The sequence below is a fragment of the Streptomyces olivochromogenes genome (genome assembly GCF_001514115.1).
GTDB lineage: Bacteria > Actinomycetota > Actinomycetes > Streptomycetales > Streptomycetaceae > Streptomyces > Streptomyces olivochromogenes.
In genome coordinates this window covers 193,047-210,506 of sequence record NZ_KQ948460.1, presented here as the reverse complement: position 1 = coordinate 210,506, position 17,460 = coordinate 193,047, and the positions used below count along the sequence as shown (strand labels likewise).

The following is a 17,460-nucleotide window of genomic DNA, read 5'->3' as shown; positions in this document are numbered from 1 at the left end:
CACGAGGGAGAAGAGTGCCGTACTGGGAGGTGTGGTTCCAGAGGGCGGCGGGCGGCCGGCATCGCCTCAGCGACGCGTACGGGCCCGTGCCTCGCGCGGCGGCCGGACGAACTGCAACTCCAGCGCGACCGGGGGTTCGGCGACCCCCGGCCCTCCGGCGGACGCCCAACTCACCAGCTCCTCGGTGCAGTCGTCTCCCATCGCGAACCCGATCCAGATCGCCCGCGCACCCCGGCGCCGCGCGTCCCCCGAGGGCTGCACGACCACGACATTGGCCTGGTCGCAGGGTCCGAGACAGTCCACGGTCCGCACCACGAACCGTCCCCCGGACGCCTCGGCCCCGGCCCGCAACCGCTCCAGCTGCCAGGCGTGATCGTCGTCGGGATACTTCCGCGGATCGCCACAACAACACCCGCGGCAGACGACCAGCGTGCAGGGCCGCGACGCGGCGGCACCGATCGCCACCGTACGAGACCTGTCGGCCGAGGCTCGGTTCAACGGATCGGCTCTCCTTGTCGAACGTATGTCTACAATCGCAGACGATAGTTGACGATCCCCACCGCGAGTGGTTCGAGACGGACGGCGGCGCGACGGCGAAGGCCGGGCCGACCAGCTGTTACGGCCGTGAGCGCCCGGCCGGTGCTCTCGATTCGGGATCGCACAGCTCAGCAAGCTCGCTCAGGTCGTTCGAGACCATGACCCGAGCGAGGCGTCCGGCTATGGCCACGACCTCGGGCCAGGCCGCTGCCTGAAGATGCTCGGCGTCGGTGTCGTGGGGCGCCTCGGCCGCCGCGGCGTTGAGCGCGACACCGAGGGCCCGCATGAGAGTCACCTCTTCCTCGGTTCGCAAGCTGACGCCGAGGTACCGTTCGGGCTCGTCGGCGTCACAGAAGTCGTCGAAGAGCGTATGGAAGACGTGGTCCACGTTCTCGAACCTCGAAGGGTCGAGCCACACGTCCCGCTGCCACGGGGGATTGGCCAGAGCCAGGACCACAGGTACGACGTGGACACGGTGATTCGCCATGACTTGGGCCTCTTCGCTCACAAGTCCGAGCCTAGCGACCACCGCTCCAGACGGTGCCGACGCTTTCAGGAGCACCGTGCGGGTCCGTTGTCAGTGCCCGCGGCTATGGTCTCCAACGCGCGGTCGGCTTCCGGGGGTTCCAGCTCTGAAAGGAATGGTTGCATCCCCGGCCTGTCTGGGGGCGGCCCGGAGATTCGTCCGGGACCCAACCGACGGTCGGGCTTCGTCGATGGCCAGGAGGCAACCTGCCAGCGCCGACCGCGCACCACGTTCCCATGTATGGGCGACGTACGTTGTCGACGGCGCCATGGAGCTCCGTGTCGAGGGCTTCTTTCCCGACGCCCCGGCCGGCTACTGGGCGGATCATCCCGAGCCGTGTGTCGGGCTTGGTGTTGCTGATGGCGACCTTGGCGTCGCCGTAAGCAATATGGCGCGCTGATGGACACCCTGACCGCGCTGGGGCACGTTCCGCGGGACGTCGAGGCGCTCGCCTCCACCCACCTGCACACCGGCTGGGGCCACGTTCGTGACGCCGACGGGAAGCTCGCACAAACGTTCCCGAAAGCTCGCTACGTGGTGACACCCGGACACAGCCCCGGTCACACGCGGCGAGGCAGCGGCTACTGAACGAGCTGGAGACGTCGGGCAGCATCGGTTTCGCATTCCACTTCGGTGACCAGCCCTTTGGGCGTGTCACCGTTCAGCGGGACGTCCCCTCACACCACGACCGGAGCTCCGACCGAGGCGCCCCGCTGGACAAGATCCACCGGCTCGCCGGTCGCCGGAAGCCGCACTCAGAGCCTCGCCCTGACCTGCCGTTTCCCGGCCCGAGGGCGCCCTCGCCCCACACCCGTCCCACGGTGAACCGCGCTGCGACCTGGGTGAAGCGCGCTCGAAGGCAAGCCCTGACATACGTCGGCTGGACTTTCGTCCGGCTCCCAGGCGCGAGATCCTGGTACTCCGACCGTGGACCAGCGAACAAGTGCGGGCTGGTGCGCCTCTCACGCGTCGTAAAGCCCACCTCATGGTCATACGGCCCTCAGCGCGACGGGTACCGTCGCGCCTTCCAGAAGGAGGCCGGGCGATGAATCTCCCGTCATACCGTGACCGCAGAAGAGCGACAGCACCGCCGCGGCTCCCCGGCCGGGCCAGGAACGCACGAAGACTGAGCGCTGCCGCCGCCGTGGCGGCGATGCTCCTGGCGGGCTGTGACACGGGCACGTCCAAGGCGTCCCCGCACTCCAGTGGTCCCGGCGTGTCCCTCGCCCCGTCCGCCACGTCTTCCCACTCCCGTTCGACCTTCGCTCCGGCCCTCACCTCCGCCGCCGCCGCGTGCACCAACAGCACGAAGCTGGCCGGGTGGTCGAACCGCCGACTGGCCATGCTGACCATCGCCGTCCCGGTGTCGGAGACCTCGGTGTCCGACGCCACGTCCGAGGTGAGCGCCGGTGCGGGCGGTGTGCTGCTGTTCGGCAGCAAGGCGCCGTCCGACCTCGGCTCCCGGCTGACCACCCTGAAGTCCCATGTACCCGGCCATCTGGGCCTGTTGGTGATGACCGACGAGGAGGGCGGCGGCATCCAGCGCATGTCGAACCTCGTCGGGTCCCTGCCCTGGCCCGCGTACATGGGCGCGCACTGGACTCCGGCCCAGATCCAGCAGAACGTCACGAAGGTCGCCAAAAAGATGGCTGCCGCCCAGGTGAACATGGACCTCGCGCCGGTGGTCGACGTCGACGGCAGGAACGTGGCACCCAGCAAGACCAATCCCGACGGATGGCGGTCCTTCAGCGGCAACACCACGGTGGTCTCCAAGGCCGGTGTCGCGTACATGAACGGGTTGCGCGCCGGAGGCGTCATACCCGTCGTCAAGCACTTCCCGGGCCTCGGCGGCTCCAATTACAACTCCGACTTCGGCCCCGCCCGCACCCTGCCCTGGTCCACCCTGCAGAAGGTGGGCATCCCGCCGTTCACAGCGGCCATCAAGGCCGGCGCCCCGGCCATCATGGTCTCCAACAACATCGTGCCGGGCCTGGGCACCAATCCGGCGAGCCTGTCACCCACCGCCATCAGCTCCGAGCTGCGCGGCAAGATGGGATTCAAGGGACTGGTGGTCACCGACTCGCTCAGCGCCAAGGCGATCTCCGCCGCCGGCTTCAGCATCCCCGCGGCCGCCGTCCAGGCCCTGCGCTCCGGCGCCGACATGGTCATGTTCGACCTGGGCAGCAACGTCAGCTCCCAGACGTCCTCGATCGCCACGGCGATCACCAACGCGGTGACCGGCGGACATCTCTCCCGCAGCCGGCTCATCGACGCGGCGGGGCACGTCCTGGCCGTCCGGCACGTGAATCTCTGCTCCTGACCAGACACACACACCGGGGCCGCTCTGCGGGGGCGACTGCGGTCGGCAGGGGCGCGGGCACCCTTCTGATCCGTAGCTCTACAGGAAGCGGTCGCCGGCGGTTGTACCGGCCGCCGCTAGGTCGCTGACGGATGGCTCGGGTCGGCTACGGACTGGGAGGCAGGCAGCTGTACTTCGCTGCCGTACGGCGGCGCCGGCGCCTCGGGAGTTCCGCCCGGACTCCGGGCGAGCATCATCAGATACAGGCCGACGACGCCGAATGCCAATCCTCCGTAGAAGAGCACGTCGCCGCTGTGGGGGGTGAAAATGATCGTTTGGTCCATGAGCTGCATGGCGAAGAAGAGGCCGAGCATCAGCTCGCCCCAGCCCCAAAGGCGTGGCCGTGCAATCGACGCTCTGAGCCAGGGGAACAGCCAGGCCGTTGTCACGGCAGCCAGGCCGGGGACGAAGCAGATCGTTGCGGCCAAGATCGCCACTACCCAATCAAAGGTGTCCATGAACGAAAACCACCCCTCACCACGTCGGCTCTGCGACTCGTTCCAGCAGCGTAGAGAGCATGTCAGGCCAGTCATACGACGGGAATGGACAGCGGCGATTGTTAGCGCGATCCTCGCCCGGACTGACGGAAGTTGGGCGGGTGTCCTGCACCCACATCCCTCCCCGGGGTGATGGCAGACGGGATGGGAGCCCTCCGGGCAGAACGCTCCTCCTCGCTCGGGTCGGATCGCCAGCCGTGGGGCGCACACCCGGCGAACCGATCGCGACATTCCGGGGCGCACTGACTCGACAAGGGAGTACTAAGAGAGTACTAGAGCACGATGATCACGACACCTCCGTGGTTGAAGAAGCGGTGGCGGTCGAAACGGTGGTCGAAGCGGAACCCGTGGTGGTCGAAGCGGTGGTCGAAGCACCGTCCGCCCCAACCATCGTGGCCGCCACACCAGTTGGTGGTCACCTGGGTGTGCACGGCAGGGGCTGCTGCGGCGGCCGTGCCCGCTGTGCCGATCGCAGCGCCGCCGGCCATCAGAATGCCGGCCGCGGACACCGCGGCGAGACGCCTCGCGTGTTGTGCTCGCATGATGGATGCACCTTTTCCTCCATCGTCTCGCGCAGCTCTCAGGCACGAGATGGATAGCCGCAGCCGAAAGGGAGGAGCGGCACGGTCGCAGGCGTCACCTCGCACAGACGAGGAGCACGTCTTGGAGCCAAGATCCCCTCTGTACGGGAACCAGCCGACCGGGGCGTATCCCCGGGTTGCGGCTCTGTTATGAGTACGTTGACGGCGCCTTTTTGGATTGCCGCGTCGGCGGAAAGCCCGCGAAGGAACTCGCACCTCGCGGACTGCGCCACACGACCAAGACGCGCATGCAGGCGCAGATAGGTACGCAGCAACGCCCGAGGGCCCTTACCGATCCGGTAAGGACCCTCTGAACCGCTATTTGGCTGTCGGGGCAGCGGAAACCCACGACCTCTTCGTTCCCGAATGAGGTTCGTTCCCGAATGAGGTTCGCTCTCTGATCTTGCCAGGGCGGATGGTGTTTCTCCTGGTCAGAGACCTGTTTCCGGTTGGTCTCGCGTGGGGTGGAAGGGTTTTCGGGAGCGGGTCGGCTCCCAAACGGCTCCCCGAAGGGCCGCCTGGAACACCGGCATGAGTGGGGGCAGCACCACTCCTCAAGCTGAGCAGCCGGGGTTCGTCACCATCGGCTCGGCACGCCCCAGGCGGGCACGCGTACCAGCAGGACGCTGGATCCGGACCCGAGGGCGTCGAACTGGTCGACTGCGTGAACGCCATGAGTGGCCTGCACAGGAGTTGATGAACCGGTCAGCCGTCCGCTCCCAATCGCCGGCGAACGTGCTCCGGAAGCGGGTAAGGGCGCTAGGCCGGCAGCTGACGCAGGGCTTCCTCGGTCCTTCCGTCGAGTACGGCGGAGTGGGTCGACCGTGCCAGTTCGGTGACGTCCGCCATGTCCACGATCCAATGGTCCACGTAACGGTCCACGGCTTCGCCGGACAGGCCGACCTGAATGGCACGCCACGGTTGTGCTTCCAGACGGATCGACCGGTCCGGATCCCACCGCACGCGCACCGGGCAATCGGCGACCTCCGCGCGCCACTGGTCCCGGTCCGCTTGCACACCGGGCCGGAAGTGACTGAGGGCCGCGTGCGCCGGCGCCCACTCGAACCCCGCCCGGTCGATTTCGATGCGGAGGATTCGTTCCTGGTTTCGGCTTCCGGGCCCAGCCGGAGCGGTACGTCATCCACAGGAACGACGGTTTGATCCACGTCAAGCCTCGTTCGCAGACCTGTTCCGGCGGGCTTGGAGCAGCGCGTCCGAGGCCTGTCTCCCCTCGCCAGTGTCAGCCGACCGACTCCATGAACTTCAGCATCCGCCGGTTGATCTCGTCCGCATGGTCGATCTGCGGTCCGTGTCCGGTGCCCGAGACGATCTCGGCAAGGGCGCCCGGCACCAGGCGCGGAACCCTCTCCACTTGCCGCTGCGGGTGCACCAGAAGGCTTCGCTTGCCGAGTACCAGGTAGAGCGGGGTGCGGATGGTGGACAGTTCGTCCTCCGACAGGGGCAGTGGAGCCGGGCGGCGTATCCGGTAGGCGCGGACACCCAGCCTGATCATCGTGCGCAGCTCCGGCTCGATGAGGACCGGCTGCTCCAGCCAGGCGGCCAGTCGCGGGCGTAGCGCCTTGGGTGCGAAGGTCGCGAAGAGGCTGGCGAAGATCCAGACAAAAAAGCGCAGACCGACCTTCTCCAGACCACCGGGGTCGAGCAGAGTGACGGAGGCGAGGCGGCCAGGCCTTCGGTGCGCCTGATTCAGGGCGAGCCATCCGCCGTACGAGGAACCGACGAGATGGACGTGGTCAAGGCCTAGTTCGGCCAGTGTCTCGTCGAGCCACTGCGCAGCGCGTTCGGGCTGGTGGATGGCCTCACGCGGCACACTGCGGCCCGGGTCGCCCGGGGTGTCGATCGCATAGACGGGACGTTCGGCGCTGAGCGCCGGGGTGTTCGGGTACCACATGGCGGAGCAGCTGCCGGCGCCGTGCACCAGCACGACGGGGGTCCGGGACCCGTCGGCCGGGCCGTACCGGTAGACGTGTGTCGTCCCGAAGCTGGTTTCCACGTCCACCTCGGCGACAGCCGTTGCTCCCAAGGCGTATACGGCGTCGCAGGCGGCGAAGTAGCGGTCGCGAAGGGCATCGTTGGCGTACCGCCCGACATCGGGCCGGACACTGCTACGGGTCGTGGTCTCGGACACGGGTGGCCACCTCCGGAAGTGATCGGCTGTTCGTGATACGACCGTATCATCAATTTGATACGGCTGTACCATGAAAAGGGCGGGGCTCGACGAGAGGGCCGCTCAGCAGAACCGATGGTGGAGGCAAGGACCCATGCCGAAGCGTGTGGATCACACACAGCGACGTATCGAGATTGCCGAGGCCCTCATCCGGGTCGCCGGGCGGCGCGGACTGCACGCCGTGGGAATGCGTGATGTGGCAGCCGAGGCCGACGTGTCACTGCGGCTGGTCCAGTACTACTTCGAGACCAAGGAGAAGCTGCTGCTCTTCGGCCTTCAGCTGCTGGCGGAGAGATTCGGGGAGCGGGTCGCCGCCCGAGTCACGGCAGCAGAAGCCGACCCGAGCCCGCGCGCGACGGTGGAGGCGCTACTGATGGCGGCGTTGCCGACCGACGAGGAGAGCCGCACCTTCCACCTGCTCTACACCTCGTACGCCGTTCTGGCGGTGACCGACCAGGCGCTCGCCGCCCAGCCCTTCGTCAGGGACCCCGATGCCGCCGAGGACGCGCTGACCAAACTCCTCCGACAGGCGCAGGGAGCGGGTCTTCTGAGTCCCGGTGCGAACCCTCGGCTGGAAGCAGTCACCCTCCTCGCCATGTCGGCGGGACTCGGCACCAGCGTCCTCGTCGGCCAGCGCGGCCCGGAGGCGGCCGCCGAGGTCCTGCACCACCAACTGGACCGGATCTTCCAGGAAAGTGATCACAGTTCGCGCATGTGACTGTGAACGCGGCTTGATGGTCCGACTATGTGGCGCTGCCTGGCCGACTTACCGCACAGCAGGTGGACCGGTTCACCGAAGGACTTCAGCCCGTGCCGCTGCGCCCCTTCTGGCCGTGGGCTCCCACACGCTTCTACGTCGCCCCAGGGCTTGTCCTGCACGTCTCGGACGAAGGTGACAACAGCTTCAGCATCTGGGCCGGCGCCACCCACCGCGGCGCTCTCGCCCCGCTGGCTGACGCCGCAGTGGAGTGGACCCAGTTCGACGGCTGACATCGCGTCCCAGCCCGCTTGCCTCCGTCACCAGGCAGGGGACAAGAGACCGTCATAAGGCTGTGAACGCGGCTTGATGATCCACGTCATGCGTTCGCGCTTGAGCGGTGCCACGAACGTCCGGGCGCGCAGCGCCGGTTCGGCGATCTCCTGCGGGTATGCCTGATAGACAGTGATCGTTGAATCGGTGTGGGCCGCTCGTACGACGCGACCGTGCTCTGCGTCCGTCACCGACCGCGTGCCTCGGACGCCCACGTGCTCGCCTTGTGGATCTCCGGCCCCTCGACGTGTGCGGCACCGGCCGTGTACAGCAGCCACAGCAGGTCGAGGGATCCGAAGAAGGATTCCCCCCAACTGTCCACCCAGACGCGAACCTGCTGCGGACCCACCGGGACGACGTCCCAGAACTCCCAGCCTCGAGAATCCTCGTCCGGGTCGAACCGGTAGATCCAGGTCTGCAGGGACCAGGGAGTTCCACCACTCCGGTTCATGTACGCGGTGCGGCCGCCCCGGGCGAATTCCTGGTGCGTCTCACCGTCCCGGGCGCTGACCGCCGTGAACCAGTCCGGGAATTCGTCGGCCGGCAGGTCCTCGTCGTCGAACTCCGCCGTGCAGGCCAGATGGAGCGCGGTCGAGAGGACATGACGTACCCGCTGCGCGTACGCCTCGGGGGAGCCCTCGGCGACATCGACAGTGAAGGCGGCCAGAACCGGCGGAGCCGACTCGGCAGGGCGAAGCTGCCGTACGCGATCCAGTTCAGCGGCGACGCTCTCCTCGCTGTGGATCATTGTTCGATCCTGTCCTTCCTGCACGATGCGCCCGGAGTTGCGGATGATCTCGTCGCGCAAGCCGGGGAAAAGCTTGGGGCCGTTACGGGCACAGGCTTTGAGGTCTGGTCTCGTCCTTATCAGGTCGATCATCGCGAGCTCTGGACACTGGATCTTGGCCGCCATGCGGCGTGAGAGTGGTCGCTAGGGTTCGCCCTGATCCGCCTTCGTCCGCTGCTGTTGGTGTCAGCCGCTGGTGTCAGACATCAGTCGCCCACTTGACGGTCGTCCTAGATAGGGGGTTAGGGGGGTTAGGGGCGGCACTCAGTCGCCGTCGCCGGCACGACGAGCCTTGGCGAATGCTCCGCCCCGGAGCAGAAGCACCGCACCGAGCACGACGAACCCCAGAGCTACGGTGGAAAGAACCATCGCCGCCCCGGAAGAGAAGCCGAGGAGTTTGGGGCCTCCGTCCAGGACGGGGGCGCCAGCCATCGCTATCCAACCCCAACCAGCCCTAGGTGACGGTGCATACGCCGCGGTTCCCCGGCCGTTCAAGGTCAACACGCCCAGAATGACGAAAACGCAGCCCGAACCCAACATGATCCACACGGACATGGCACCCCTCCATGGGGAGGCTACTGCACGGGCGGAACGGCTTTGGTCTGTGGTAGTCGTGCCGTAGAGCACCGGTTTGAAAGATCGCGTAACCGGATGCGGGCTGAGCTGGCGAGACGCCGAGTTGCGGGTTCTCGGGGGACTCGCCGAGGATCCCCGCTGCTCCCCGCTGGTCGCTGTTCGACCGGGTACGCGGAGGGCACGCGTGTGCCCCTCTGCCGCACTCTTGGCCGCCAGATGGCGAGCCCCGTGCAGACGGCCCTATTGCGCGCTCACCCGGGCTGTGGGCGGCTCGCACTGCCCCGTAGTCTCGGTTCCGACCACTCGGCAAGAACGGGGGAGTTCGCGGGATGGCGAAGCCGGTACGTGCAGCACTGGGGGAAGCCTGGCTCAACTGCCAGGTCTGCCAAGGGGATCTGTTCCGAGAGCGGCGTGTCCTGCTCAACAGCGCCGGCATGGAGTTCATGCTCGGAAAGTTGGCCGGCGAGAACGCCACGGGCCTGATCTGCTGGCGGTGCGGCTACGTCCACTTGTTCGTCAACAAGGACATCAAGCTCTACCGAGCGGACAAGTAACGGAGATCGCGAAATCGGGTGGGGGCCGACCTGTGCGACGCTCGATGCGAACTACGGGCGCGGAGGCCGCTGAGGTCTGGTGGGCTGGTCAGACGGCCTGTCGGGGGCGTGGGCGGTTGGCGTTGTCCGGCAGAGTTGCTGTACTTCGCTGCTGTACTGCTTAGGCGCCGCAGGCCTGTGACCCCTACCCGTTCTGTCTCTCTACCTTCCTGATCCGGCGAAGGTGCACGGCTCCGGCAATCCAGCTGGCGAACAGCAGGCCAGATGCGGACTCGAGCATGGCGACGTAGCGGTCCCCATCCATGATCAACTCGGCAACGTAAATCCCCGCGTCAAAGCTCCCCAGCACGAAGAGGCAGACCGAGGCGCTACCAAGCGATCCCCGTGTCTTGCCGGTTCTTGCTCCCACTTGGACACTCTGCATGGCGCTCATGATGAGTGCGATCAGGCCGCATGCCTATATCCCTACAGCTCTTGTGACCATGGGACAACGCCGCCCGGGCTGGCCTACGCGGTCGGCTAGGCAATCCGCAGAGAGTGTGCCAGGATCCCGCTCCGAAGTGGAGGCCGATCATGATTTGGCGCTTGATCGAGGTGGTCGGCACGCCGGTGCTGCTCGTCGGAGGAGTCGCCACCCTTGGCTGGGGCTGGCTGCCGGCGTGGGAACGTAGCGATGTCCGCCGCCCGGTCGTGTTCGGTTGGGCACAACTGGCCTTGGCTGCCGCGCTCATCACCTATCTGGTCAGCGACTCTCTGACCAACGCGCCACACCTCAGCTTGACGCTGAAGGTGGTCGGCATCGTTGTGATGCTGTTCGGCTCTTGGTTGTTCAGCGTGGCTGAGTGGGAACCGCGGCGCCGCTGATTCTCTGCCTCACCCACCACTCACCCCAGCCCACATGCTCGGCTTCCGCGGGCACTTCCTCACCAAGTCCCGCCACAACTCCTCGACCTTCGCCGAGCGCCGCCAGGTCCGCGCCGACTTCCGCGCCCGTCAGGAGCGCCGGGAGAGGGGGCTGCCTGAAGACCTGGATGACGCGGAGGGCTCCACGCTCGTGCTCGCTCACAGGGCCTACGCCGGGCACGGGCATTCCCCCGGCGAATCCTGGCTCGAGGCCTCCATCGCCCGAGACATCCGCCAGAACCGCGAGACCGCCCGCGAAGAACTCCCCGCCCTGCTCCACCTGGAAGGAACCCCCGAGCGACCGCCGCGCCCGAACTGCTCACCGTCCCCGAGGTCATGGCGCGACTCAAGGTCGGCCGCTCCAAGGCGTACGACCTGATCCGCACGCAGCGCTTGGCCTCCATGTAGGTCGACGGCTGCCGCCGCATATCGGACGACGCCGTACGCGACTTCATACGGAGCCAGATGGAGTTGGGGGAGGCCGCCTGATGCCCAAGCGACGCAGTCGTGGTGACGGCGGTCCGCACTGGGACGAGAAGAGACAGCGTTGGATCGCCACGGCGAATCTCGGCTTCGATCCGAGCGGGAGACGGATCGTGAAGCGGGGGAGTGGCAAGACCGAGACGGAGGCGAAGAACAAGCTCAAGGAGGTGTTACGGGACCACGAGGACGCCCTCGCGATCGCACCCACCCCCCTGGCTACATGGTCAAGGACACAGTCGCAGATTGGCTTGCGTACGGCCTGTCGGGCCGTGTTCCCGGCACTGTCGAGACCTGCATGCTCCTGAGCCAGAAGCACGTCATGCCGTCTCTCGGTGCTCGGAAGCTCCGTGACCTCAGCGCGGAAGACGTCGACCGCTGGCTCGCTGCCAAGGCAACGACCCTCAGTGCACGCTCGCTTCAGGCCGTCCACTCCTGCCTGAACCGTGCGGTCAAGCGCGCAATGGCCCGGAACAAGGTCAAGCGCAACGTCGTTGAGCTGTGCTCAGTGCCCCAGGGTCAAGCCGGGCGCCCCTCCAAGGCGCTCACCTTCGCTCAGGCTGAAGCCGTGCTCAAGGGCGCTGAGGGGACCTCGATGCACGCGTACATCGTCGTAGCCCTGCTGACTGGAGCTCGCACCGAGGAACTCCGGGCGCTCACCTGGGACGCCGGCGCGCTGCGTCGAAGCGCTCTGGCAGCAATTCGAAGATCAGGGCTGGGAACGGATCGCCGCTGACGACAGGTGGGAGGAACACGGGCTCGTCTCCTCCTCGGCCGTGGGCAAGCCGCTCGACGCGACCAACGTCCGTCGCGCCTTCCGCCAGGCGCTCAAGGACGCCGACGGGATCAACGCTGACGAGTGGACGCCCCGGGAGCTCCGGCACAGCTTCGTGTCCCTGCTCCCCGACAGGGGCGTCCCGCCGGAGGAGATCTCCCGACTCGTCGGTCGCTCCGGCACGGCCGTGACCGACGAGATCTACCGGAAGCAGATCCGGCCCGTGATCCAGACCGCCGCCGTGGTCATGGACGGCATCTTCGGCACCGTCCAGCAGCGGCAGTAGGCGCACAGGAATCGATAGACACGCAGATAGACACGCAGCAACACCAGAGGGCCCCTACCGATCCGGTAAGGGCCCTCTGAACTGCTATTTAGCTGTCGGGGTGGCGGGATTTGAACCCACGACCTCTTCGTCCCGAACGCGATCAGGCGCGTTCGTGACCCTGATTCGTGGTCACTGACCTTCTCGTTCGGCTCCAGCGCCGTCCATTGCTGTCCGGGTCAGTCCCGGCTTGGTTGCCGGGTTTGGCCCCCCGTTTGGCCCCCGGCCATCCATATCTCCGGCGGGGGTGGGCTGGCCGGCACCCACTAAAATTCGGCCCGCTTGGTCGCCGTGGACACTGTGGCCTTCTTCTGGCGGCTCACGTCTCCACCGACCTTCTCGTTGACGAGCGTGGCCCGGCGCGAGAACGCGTCGCATAGCTCGGCCGAAGAACGCGACGGATTCTGTCGGGCGTCAGTGCGCTCGTTTCTATTTCCCGGGTGGCTGGGTGACGACGATTCGCCAGATCACCGAATCGGCGGCTGAGAACTTCCACGCCAGTTCGTGCATTTTGGTGTGCGGTATCTCTGCGGTGAATACGCCGGTCCCGTCACCGCACTGAGACCCGGCGAGACGCTTTCCGGTGGCGATGACGTCGAAATTGGAGGGACCGGCGCATGTCCACATCACCGTGATGGATGAGGCCTTCCCCGCTGACGCGGGAAGCGTGACACCACCCTTACCGTGACCCGTTTTCGTGTACAGCGTCTTCGATCCGACAGGGAGTGACGACTGGATCGGATTGGGAAGGCGGTCCGGGCTCGTTGGGGTCTGTATCGGAGAGGGGGTCGCGCCGGTCCCCGTCGTCGCTTTTGCCGGAGGCCGCGTCGCCCCGTGGGTGGCGGTCGCCTGGGAGTGAGCCCCCCCGGAACAGGCCGACACAAGCACCAGGGCCGACAGGCCGACGGCCAGCAGGGGCAGCTTCATCAGATCGTCCTCAACTCACGAGTGGGCGATGTAGGGCGAGAGTGCCGGAAGCTTGGCGGTCCCGTGGTTCGAGACGATCCACTTACAGCCACCGTTGTAGGAACCCTTCTCCCAGTTGAAGGAATATCCCTTCGAGCCAAGGGCGAGCCATCCGTCCCGCTGGCTCGCCGGAACCTTCCACGAGCCGCCAAGGGTGACGGTGGTGGTCTTCGCGTAGGAAACCGAGCCGCCGAAGGTCTCCTCGGCGGAAGCGACGATGATCGACTCGCTGAGTTTTGCCGCATAGGTGACGGTGCCGGTCCAGGTGTGGCCCTTGGCAACCGAGACCGAGAGCGTGACGCCGGACTGTCCGTAGACGGTCTTGGACTTGTCACCGACGAATACGCTCTTGGCGTTGGTGATGGAGATGCTCGGGTCGGGCGGGCAGCCGTCCGGGTGCACCGGACCGTTGGTGACGGCGTCGGCCTCGTCCGGTGCCTGAGGGATCGGGTTCCCGTCCTGGTCGGCATTGACCGGCGTCGGGGCGTCTTCCGCAAATGCAGTGCCCACGCCCCCGGATCCCACAGCGAGAAAAGCGGTCAGCGCAGCGGCTGTGCATGCGCGAGTTATGGCGTTCATTGTTCCCTCCGTTGTCGCTCCCCCCGGGAACGGCATGAACAGAACAATCGCGGACTGCCTGAGTGATCGTCAAGGAAACTCGACTGATCTGAGCGAGACTTGAGCATGACGATTGAATATGGGCCATTGGCTATAGATTGGCCTTGTAGGCAAGCAAGCGGAATCTCGTGCTCCGTCAGCGCGAATCGACCCCGCGAGCGCGAGAACGTTGCCCCTTTGACAACCTCTTTGCCTAATCAATGAGTTTAAAGGATTGATCCTTTAAACTATCCTCGATCTTTCATGACAGTTCGCCGGACAGCCCGATGGACCACTTTGGTTGGTCGGGCGACGGGCTCGGGGCAACTAATCGGGACTGTATGGGCCGTGCTGCCGGCGCCGCTCGGGACTCCCGCGAGCATGATGCAGCTGGTCAGTCACTATGACCGGCAGCGACCGGTGGGGAGGCATCTGCGGGTGCTGCTGGACGCGAGGTTGATGGAGCGGTGGTCGGCCAGCCATGCGCCCCCGGTTTGGTGCCCTCGTACGGCCCCACTCTCACGTGAAAACACGGTGGACATGTCTACGAGCTGGTGACCCCGAAGTCGGCGCCCCGCACCCGCGGGACCGCTGGTTTGCAATTGCCCATCCCGCTGATGCCGACCCCCACCACCTCGGACGGCACTGGCGGCCCCGGCACGTCCCCGAAGCGCAAGGGCGGGATGAACCTGCGCACCACCGTGACCAGGCTGCCGGCACCTCCGGAGGGGTGAGCCTGCTCCCCACGCCGAAGGCGTCCGACTCCACCGGGACCGCAAATTTCCGCGTGGACGGGACGCCATACGGAAACGGGTACGGGAGCACCCTGACGGACGCCGTCCGCAGCCTGCTGCCCACCCCGGCGGCACGGGACTGGAAGTCGGGTGCGTCGAACCTGCTCGGCAGGAACGCGCGCCCGCTGAACGAGTTCGTGGTGAACCTGCTGCCCACCCCGGCGGCGTCGGACGGGCGGCACGGCGGACCCAACCAGCGCGACACCCAGGGCCGTTACTACTTCCCCGGCCAGGCCGTACGGCTCGACGCCCGATGGATCGCGAGCGACGGTACCGACTACGGGCCCGCGATCCGACGGTGGGAGCACATCACCGGACGCGCCGCACCGTGCCCGACCGAGCCCGGCGCCCGCGGCAACCGCCGACTGTCCCCGGCGTTCGTGGAATGGCTCATGGGCATCCCCGCTGGCTGGGTCACCGACGTGCCGAACATCCCCCGCAAGGAACAACTCAAGATCCTCGGCAACGGCGTCGTGCCCCGACAAGCCCACCACGCCTACGGCCTGCTCCTCGGAGCCCACACCACCGCGCGGCTCGAATGGAGGACCGCCGCATGAACAGTCATCTGTTGAACGCGGCGCTGGCCGCCGCCGTCCGCGGCTGGCACGTGTTCCCGCTCCGTCCCGGCACCAAGCGCCCCGCCCTCCACGGGGAAGCCGCCTGCCCGCGCACCGGGGCGTGCGAGACAGGCCACCGCAAGTGGGAGCAGCGCGCGACGACCGACCCGGACCGCATCCGCACCACATGGGGTACGGACGCGTTCAACGTCGGTATCGCCACCGGTCCTTCCGGGCTGCTGGTCGTCGACCTCGACATGCCCAAAGACAACATCAATGGGGAGGCGCCTGACGGCGCGGCGACCTTTGCGGCGCTCTGCGAGCGCACCGGTCACGCCGTCCCCGACACCTACCGGACCCGGACCGCGAGCGGCGGCCAGCACCTGTACTTCGCGGCGCCGTCGGGGGTGCGGCTGGCCAACACGGCAGGAACTGTTGCCCCGTTGGTCGATACCCGGGCGTGGGGTGGCTACGTCGTCGCCGCGGGCAGCATCACCCCCGCCGGACCCTACGAAACCGTCAGCGGCCCCGTGGCGGCTTCTCTGCCCTCGTGGCTGCTGAGCATCCTGAAACCGGCCCCCAGGCCCGTACAGGCCCCCTCAGTGCCCGTAACGGTGCAATCCCGCCGATACGCGGACACCGCACTCGGCAATGAAGTCCGCAACGTCTCCGGGGCCCAACTCGGCCAGCGCGAGGCGAGGTTGTTCCGGGCAGCGCGAGCCATGGGGCGCTTCATCGCGTGGGGCAACCTCCCCCGACACGAGGTAGAGCAGGCTCTTCAGAAGGCAGGCGAGGCGGTGGGACTGCCGCCGTCCCAGTGCCGCGCCACCCTCCGCAGCGCGCTGGACTGGTCCATCGCCCATAACCAGCGCCGGCGGGACGCGGCATGACCGCCCCTTCCCGTCCCCCTCTGAAGAGCATCACCCCCACTGCGGTCACGCCGCACGCCGCTCCACAGCCTGTGGACACACCGGCGGTGGGCGAGCCGAAGGGCGTCGCCGAAGGCGTCCCCATTGCCGTTCGCCCTGACCCGCAGACCGGAGACGGCCGCTACCCCATCGCGTGGCTGCACATCTGCGTCCCGCGCGGCGCCGTCCCGACCGCCACCTCAAGGTGTGCGTGCGGCTGGGACCGCAGCGCCGTAGGCAAAGCCCGCGTGCTCGCCCTGATCGGCGACCACACCACCCACCGCGACGAATGCCCGCTCCGCACTCCCCAGGAAGGGAGGACCGCCGCATGACCACCCCCGAACCGTCCATCGACGGAGCGGCCCTGCTCAACGAGGTGGAAGCCTTCCACCGCCGCTTCAACGTCTTCCCGCACGAGGCCGCCTACGTCGCCGTCGCGCTGTGGGACGCGCACGCCCACCTGCTCGACTGCTTCGACTCCACCCCCCGCCTCGCGTTCCTCTCCCCGGAGCCGGGATCGGGCAAGTCCCGGGCGCTGGAAGTCGTGGAAACCCTCGTTCCCGAGCCCATGACGGCCGTCAACGCGTCCGCCGCCGCCTTGTTCCGGTCCGTGTCCAACCCGAACGGTCGGCCCACGATCCTGTTCGACGAGATCGACACCGTCTTCGGCCCCAAGGCAGGCGACAACGAGGAACTGCGCGGGTTCCTCAACGCCGGACACCGCCGCACCGGCGTCACCTACCGGTGCATCGGCGACGGCGGCAACCAGACCGTCCAGGCCTTCCCCTCGTACTGCGGGGTCGCGGTCGCCGGACTCGGCAACCTGCCCGACACGATCATGACCCGCTCCATCGTCATCCGCATGCGCCGGCGGGCCCGCAACGAACGTGTGGAAGCCTTCCGGGCCCGCATCCACGAGGCGGAGGGACACAAGTTGCGTGACCGCCTCGCCCAATGGGCCGAACACGCCCGCGGGTTCGTCATGGGCGCCTGGCCGGACATGCCCGACGGCGTCACCGACCGGCCCGCCGACGTGTGGGAATCCCTGCTCGCCATCGCCGACGCAGCCAGCGGCGACTGGCCCGAACGGGCACGCGAGGCATGCGTCGCGCTGGTGACCGCATCCAGGGCCAACGACAAAGGCAGTCTCGGCATCCGACTGCTGACCGACCTGCGCGACCACGTCATGGTGGGCATCGACCGCCTGCCCACCATCGCCATCCTCGACCGCCTCAACGCCCTCGATGACGCTCCATGGGCCGATCTCCAGGGCAAGCCGCTCGACAGCCGGCGCCTGTCGAAGATGCTCTCGGAGTACATGACCGGCGACACCGAGCCCATCGCCTCCCGCAACATCAAGACCGCCGGAAGCGTCCTCAAGGGCTACTACGCCGCAGATCTCTGGGACGCATGGGCCCGCTACTGCCCCCCACCCCCGGAAAGTCCGCTACCTCCGCTACCCGGCATGGAAAACACCGCCTGACCAGCAGCGACGGGGTAGCGGCAACCGGCATCGCCAC

21 protein-coding genes and 4 pseudogenes are annotated in these 17,460 nt (G+C 67.3%); 13 read left to right on the top strand and 12 right to left on the bottom strand.

Features of this window, described 5'->3' with window-relative positions; all coding sequences use genetic code 11:
• Nucleotides 1-66: 66 nt before the first annotated feature.
• Both AQJ27_RS26770 and AQJ27_RS26765 read right to left on the bottom strand, forming a co-directional pair.
• Nucleotides 67-498, bottom strand: coding sequence for a (2Fe-2S) ferredoxin domain-containing protein (locus AQJ27_RS26770; RefSeq protein ID WP_235613627.1), 432 nt, complete (start codon nt 496-498; stop codon nt 67-69).
• Nucleotides 499-616: 118 nt separating this feature from the next.
• A complete protein-coding gene (locus tag AQJ27_RS26765; RefSeq protein ID WP_201264350.1) occupies nt 617-1,024 on the bottom strand; it encodes an SCO4402 family protein in 408 nt (135 codons plus the stop codon).
• A 438-nt stretch (nt 1,025-1,462) separates the two neighbouring features.
• Between AQJ27_RS26765 and AQJ27_RS26760 the strand changes: the two genes are divergently transcribed.
• Together AQJ27_RS26760 and AQJ27_RS26755 are read left to right on the top strand one after the other, a co-directional pair.
• A complete protein-coding gene (locus tag AQJ27_RS26760; RefSeq protein ID WP_067374005.1) occupies nt 1,463-1,651 on the top strand; it encodes an MBL fold metallo-hydrolase in 189 nt (62 codons plus the stop codon).
• Between the two features lie 457 nt (nt 1,652-2,108).
• On the top strand, nt 2,109-3,383 hold the full coding sequence (locus AQJ27_RS26755) for a glycoside hydrolase family 3 N-terminal domain-containing protein (protein WP_159064400.1): 1,275 nt from the start codon (nt 2,109-2,111) through the stop codon (nt 3,381-3,383).
• A gap of 116 nt (nt 3,384-3,499) precedes the next feature.
• Here AQJ27_RS26755 and AQJ27_RS26750 read toward each other — a convergent pair whose 3' ends face one another.
• The 4 genes from AQJ27_RS26750 to AQJ27_RS26735 all read right to left on the bottom strand — a co-directional run bounded on the left by AQJ27_RS26750 (nt 3,500) and on the right by AQJ27_RS26735 (nt 6,649).
• Nucleotides 3,500-3,880: a hypothetical protein gene (locus AQJ27_RS26750; protein ID WP_067373999.1), complete on the bottom strand. Its 381-nt coding sequence runs from the start codon at nt 3,878-3,880 to the stop codon at nt 3,500-3,502.
• Nucleotides 3,881-4,191: 311 nt separating this feature from the next.
• A complete protein-coding gene (locus tag AQJ27_RS26745) occupies nt 4,192-4,461 on the bottom strand; it encodes a hypothetical protein (RefSeq protein WP_067373996.1) in 270 nt (89 codons plus the stop codon).
• Nucleotides 4,462-5,259: 798 nt separating this feature from the next.
• Entirely contained in the window at nt 5,260-5,580 is a 321-nt protein-coding gene (locus AQJ27_RS58840; protein WP_235613633.1) for a DUF4291 family protein, read from the bottom strand.
• 160 nt (nt 5,581-5,740) lie between these two features.
• On the bottom strand, nt 5,741-6,649 hold the full coding sequence (locus AQJ27_RS26735) for an alpha/beta fold hydrolase (RefSeq protein ID WP_067373990.1): 909 nt from the start codon (nt 6,647-6,649) through the stop codon (nt 5,741-5,743).
• Nucleotides 6,650-6,782: 133 nt separating this feature from the next.
• Between AQJ27_RS26735 and AQJ27_RS26730 the strand changes: the two genes are divergently transcribed.
• The gene (locus AQJ27_RS26730; protein WP_067373987.1) at nt 6,783-7,406 is read left to right on the top strand and encodes a TetR/AcrR family transcriptional regulator; all 624 of its coding nucleotides are present in this window, start codon (nt 6,783-6,785) and stop codon (nt 7,404-7,406) included.
• A 62-nt stretch (nt 7,407-7,468) separates the two neighbouring features.
• Nucleotides 7,469-7,678: a hypothetical protein gene (locus AQJ27_RS26725; RefSeq protein WP_159064399.1), complete on the top strand. Its 210-nt coding sequence runs from the start codon at nt 7,469-7,471 to the stop codon at nt 7,676-7,678.
• A gap of 27 nt (nt 7,679-7,705) precedes the next feature.
• On the opposite strand, the gene AQJ27_RS26720 is transcribed toward AQJ27_RS26725, so the two are convergent.
• The 3 genes from AQJ27_RS26720 to AQJ27_RS26710 form a co-directional block, all read right to left on the bottom strand.
• Nucleotides 7,706-7,909, bottom strand: a complete 204-nt coding sequence (locus tag AQJ27_RS26720; RefSeq protein ID WP_067374392.1) for a DUF4291 family protein — start codon at nt 7,907-7,909, stop codon at nt 7,706-7,708.
• A complete protein-coding gene (locus tag AQJ27_RS26715; RefSeq protein ID WP_067373982.1) occupies nt 7,906-8,466 on the bottom strand; it encodes a hypothetical protein in 561 nt (186 codons plus the stop codon). The genes AQJ27_RS26720 and AQJ27_RS26715 overlap by 4 nt, the downstream gene beginning before the upstream one ends.
• A gap of 303 nt (nt 8,467-8,769) precedes the next feature.
• Nucleotides 8,770-9,060 carry a hypothetical protein gene (locus AQJ27_RS26710; protein ID WP_067373979.1) on the bottom strand — a complete coding sequence of 97 codons (291 nt, stop codon included), beginning with the start codon at nt 9,058-9,060 and terminating at the stop codon, nt 8,770-8,772.
• Between the two features lie 350 nt (nt 9,061-9,410).
• On the opposite strand from AQJ27_RS26710, the gene AQJ27_RS26705 reads away from it, so the two are divergent.
• On the top strand, nt 9,411-9,635 hold the full coding sequence (locus tag AQJ27_RS26705; RefSeq protein ID WP_067373976.1) for a hypothetical protein: 225 nt from the start codon (nt 9,411-9,413) through the stop codon (nt 9,633-9,635).
• 184 nt (nt 9,636-9,819) lie between these two features.
• Here AQJ27_RS26705 and AQJ27_RS26700 read toward each other — a convergent pair whose 3' ends face one another.
• Nucleotides 9,820-10,068: a hypothetical protein gene (locus AQJ27_RS26700; RefSeq protein WP_096240036.1), complete on the bottom strand. Its 249-nt coding sequence runs from the start codon at nt 10,066-10,068 to the stop codon at nt 9,820-9,822.
• Between the two features lie 152 nt (nt 10,069-10,220).
• Here AQJ27_RS26700 and AQJ27_RS26695 point away from each other — a divergent pair, with 152 nt between their 5' ends.
• The 4 genes and pseudogenes from AQJ27_RS26695 (at nt 10,221) to AQJ27_RS58830 (ending at nt 12,079) form a co-directional block, all read left to right on the top strand.
• On the top strand, nt 10,221-10,499 hold the full coding sequence (locus AQJ27_RS26695; RefSeq protein ID WP_067373969.1) for a hypothetical protein: 279 nt from the start codon (nt 10,221-10,223) through the stop codon (nt 10,497-10,499).
• Nucleotides 10,500-10,527: 28 nt separating this feature from the next.
• Nucleotides 10,528-10,824: pseudogene (locus AQJ27_RS26690) on the top strand (replication initiator); the annotation flags it as partial.
• Between the two features lie 50 nt (nt 10,825-10,874).
• Nucleotides 10,875-11,027: pseudogene (locus AQJ27_RS58835) on the top strand (helix-turn-helix domain-containing protein).
• Nucleotides 11,027-12,079: pseudogene (locus AQJ27_RS58830) on the top strand (site-specific integrase). Before AQJ27_RS58835 ends, AQJ27_RS58830 begins: the two co-directional pseudogenes overlap by 1 nt.
• Nucleotides 12,080-12,547: 468 nt before the next feature.
• Here AQJ27_RS58830 and AQJ27_RS56475 read toward each other — a convergent pair.
• Together AQJ27_RS56475 and AQJ27_RS26680 are read right to left on the bottom strand one after the other, a co-directional pair.
• A complete protein-coding gene (locus tag AQJ27_RS56475; protein WP_159064398.1) occupies nt 12,548-13,045 on the bottom strand; it encodes a hypothetical protein in 498 nt (165 codons plus the stop codon).
• A 15-nt stretch (nt 13,046-13,060) separates the two neighbouring features.
• The gene (locus tag AQJ27_RS26680; RefSeq protein ID WP_208948607.1) at nt 13,061-13,663 is read right to left on the bottom strand and encodes a hypothetical protein; all 603 of its coding nucleotides are present in this window, start codon (nt 13,661-13,663) and stop codon (nt 13,061-13,063) included.
• Between the two features lie 550 nt (nt 13,664-14,213).
• On the opposite strand from AQJ27_RS26680, the pseudogene AQJ27_RS26675 reads away from it, so the two are divergent.
• The 4 genes and pseudogenes from AQJ27_RS26675 to AQJ27_RS26665 all read left to right on the top strand — a co-directional run.
• A pseudogene (locus tag AQJ27_RS26675) lies at nt 14,214-15,032 on the top strand (DNA cytosine methyltransferase); the annotation flags it as partial.
• Nucleotides 15,029-15,922: a bifunctional DNA primase/polymerase gene (locus AQJ27_RS26670; protein WP_067374390.1), complete on the top strand. Its 894-nt coding sequence runs from the start codon at nt 15,029-15,031 to the stop codon at nt 15,920-15,922. The pseudogene AQJ27_RS26675 and the gene AQJ27_RS26670, both read left to right, overlap by 4 nt.
• A complete protein-coding gene (locus AQJ27_RS58825; RefSeq protein ID WP_235613628.1) occupies nt 15,919-16,272 on the top strand; it encodes a hypothetical protein in 354 nt (117 codons plus the stop codon). The genes AQJ27_RS26670 and AQJ27_RS58825 overlap by 4 nt, the downstream gene beginning before the upstream one ends.
• Nucleotides 16,269-17,423, top strand: coding sequence for a DUF3631 domain-containing protein (locus AQJ27_RS26665; RefSeq protein ID WP_067373960.1), 1,155 nt, complete (start codon nt 16,269-16,271; stop codon nt 17,421-17,423). Before AQJ27_RS58825 ends, AQJ27_RS26665 begins: the two co-directional genes overlap by 4 nt.
• Nucleotides 17,424-17,460 lie beyond the last annotated feature (37 nt).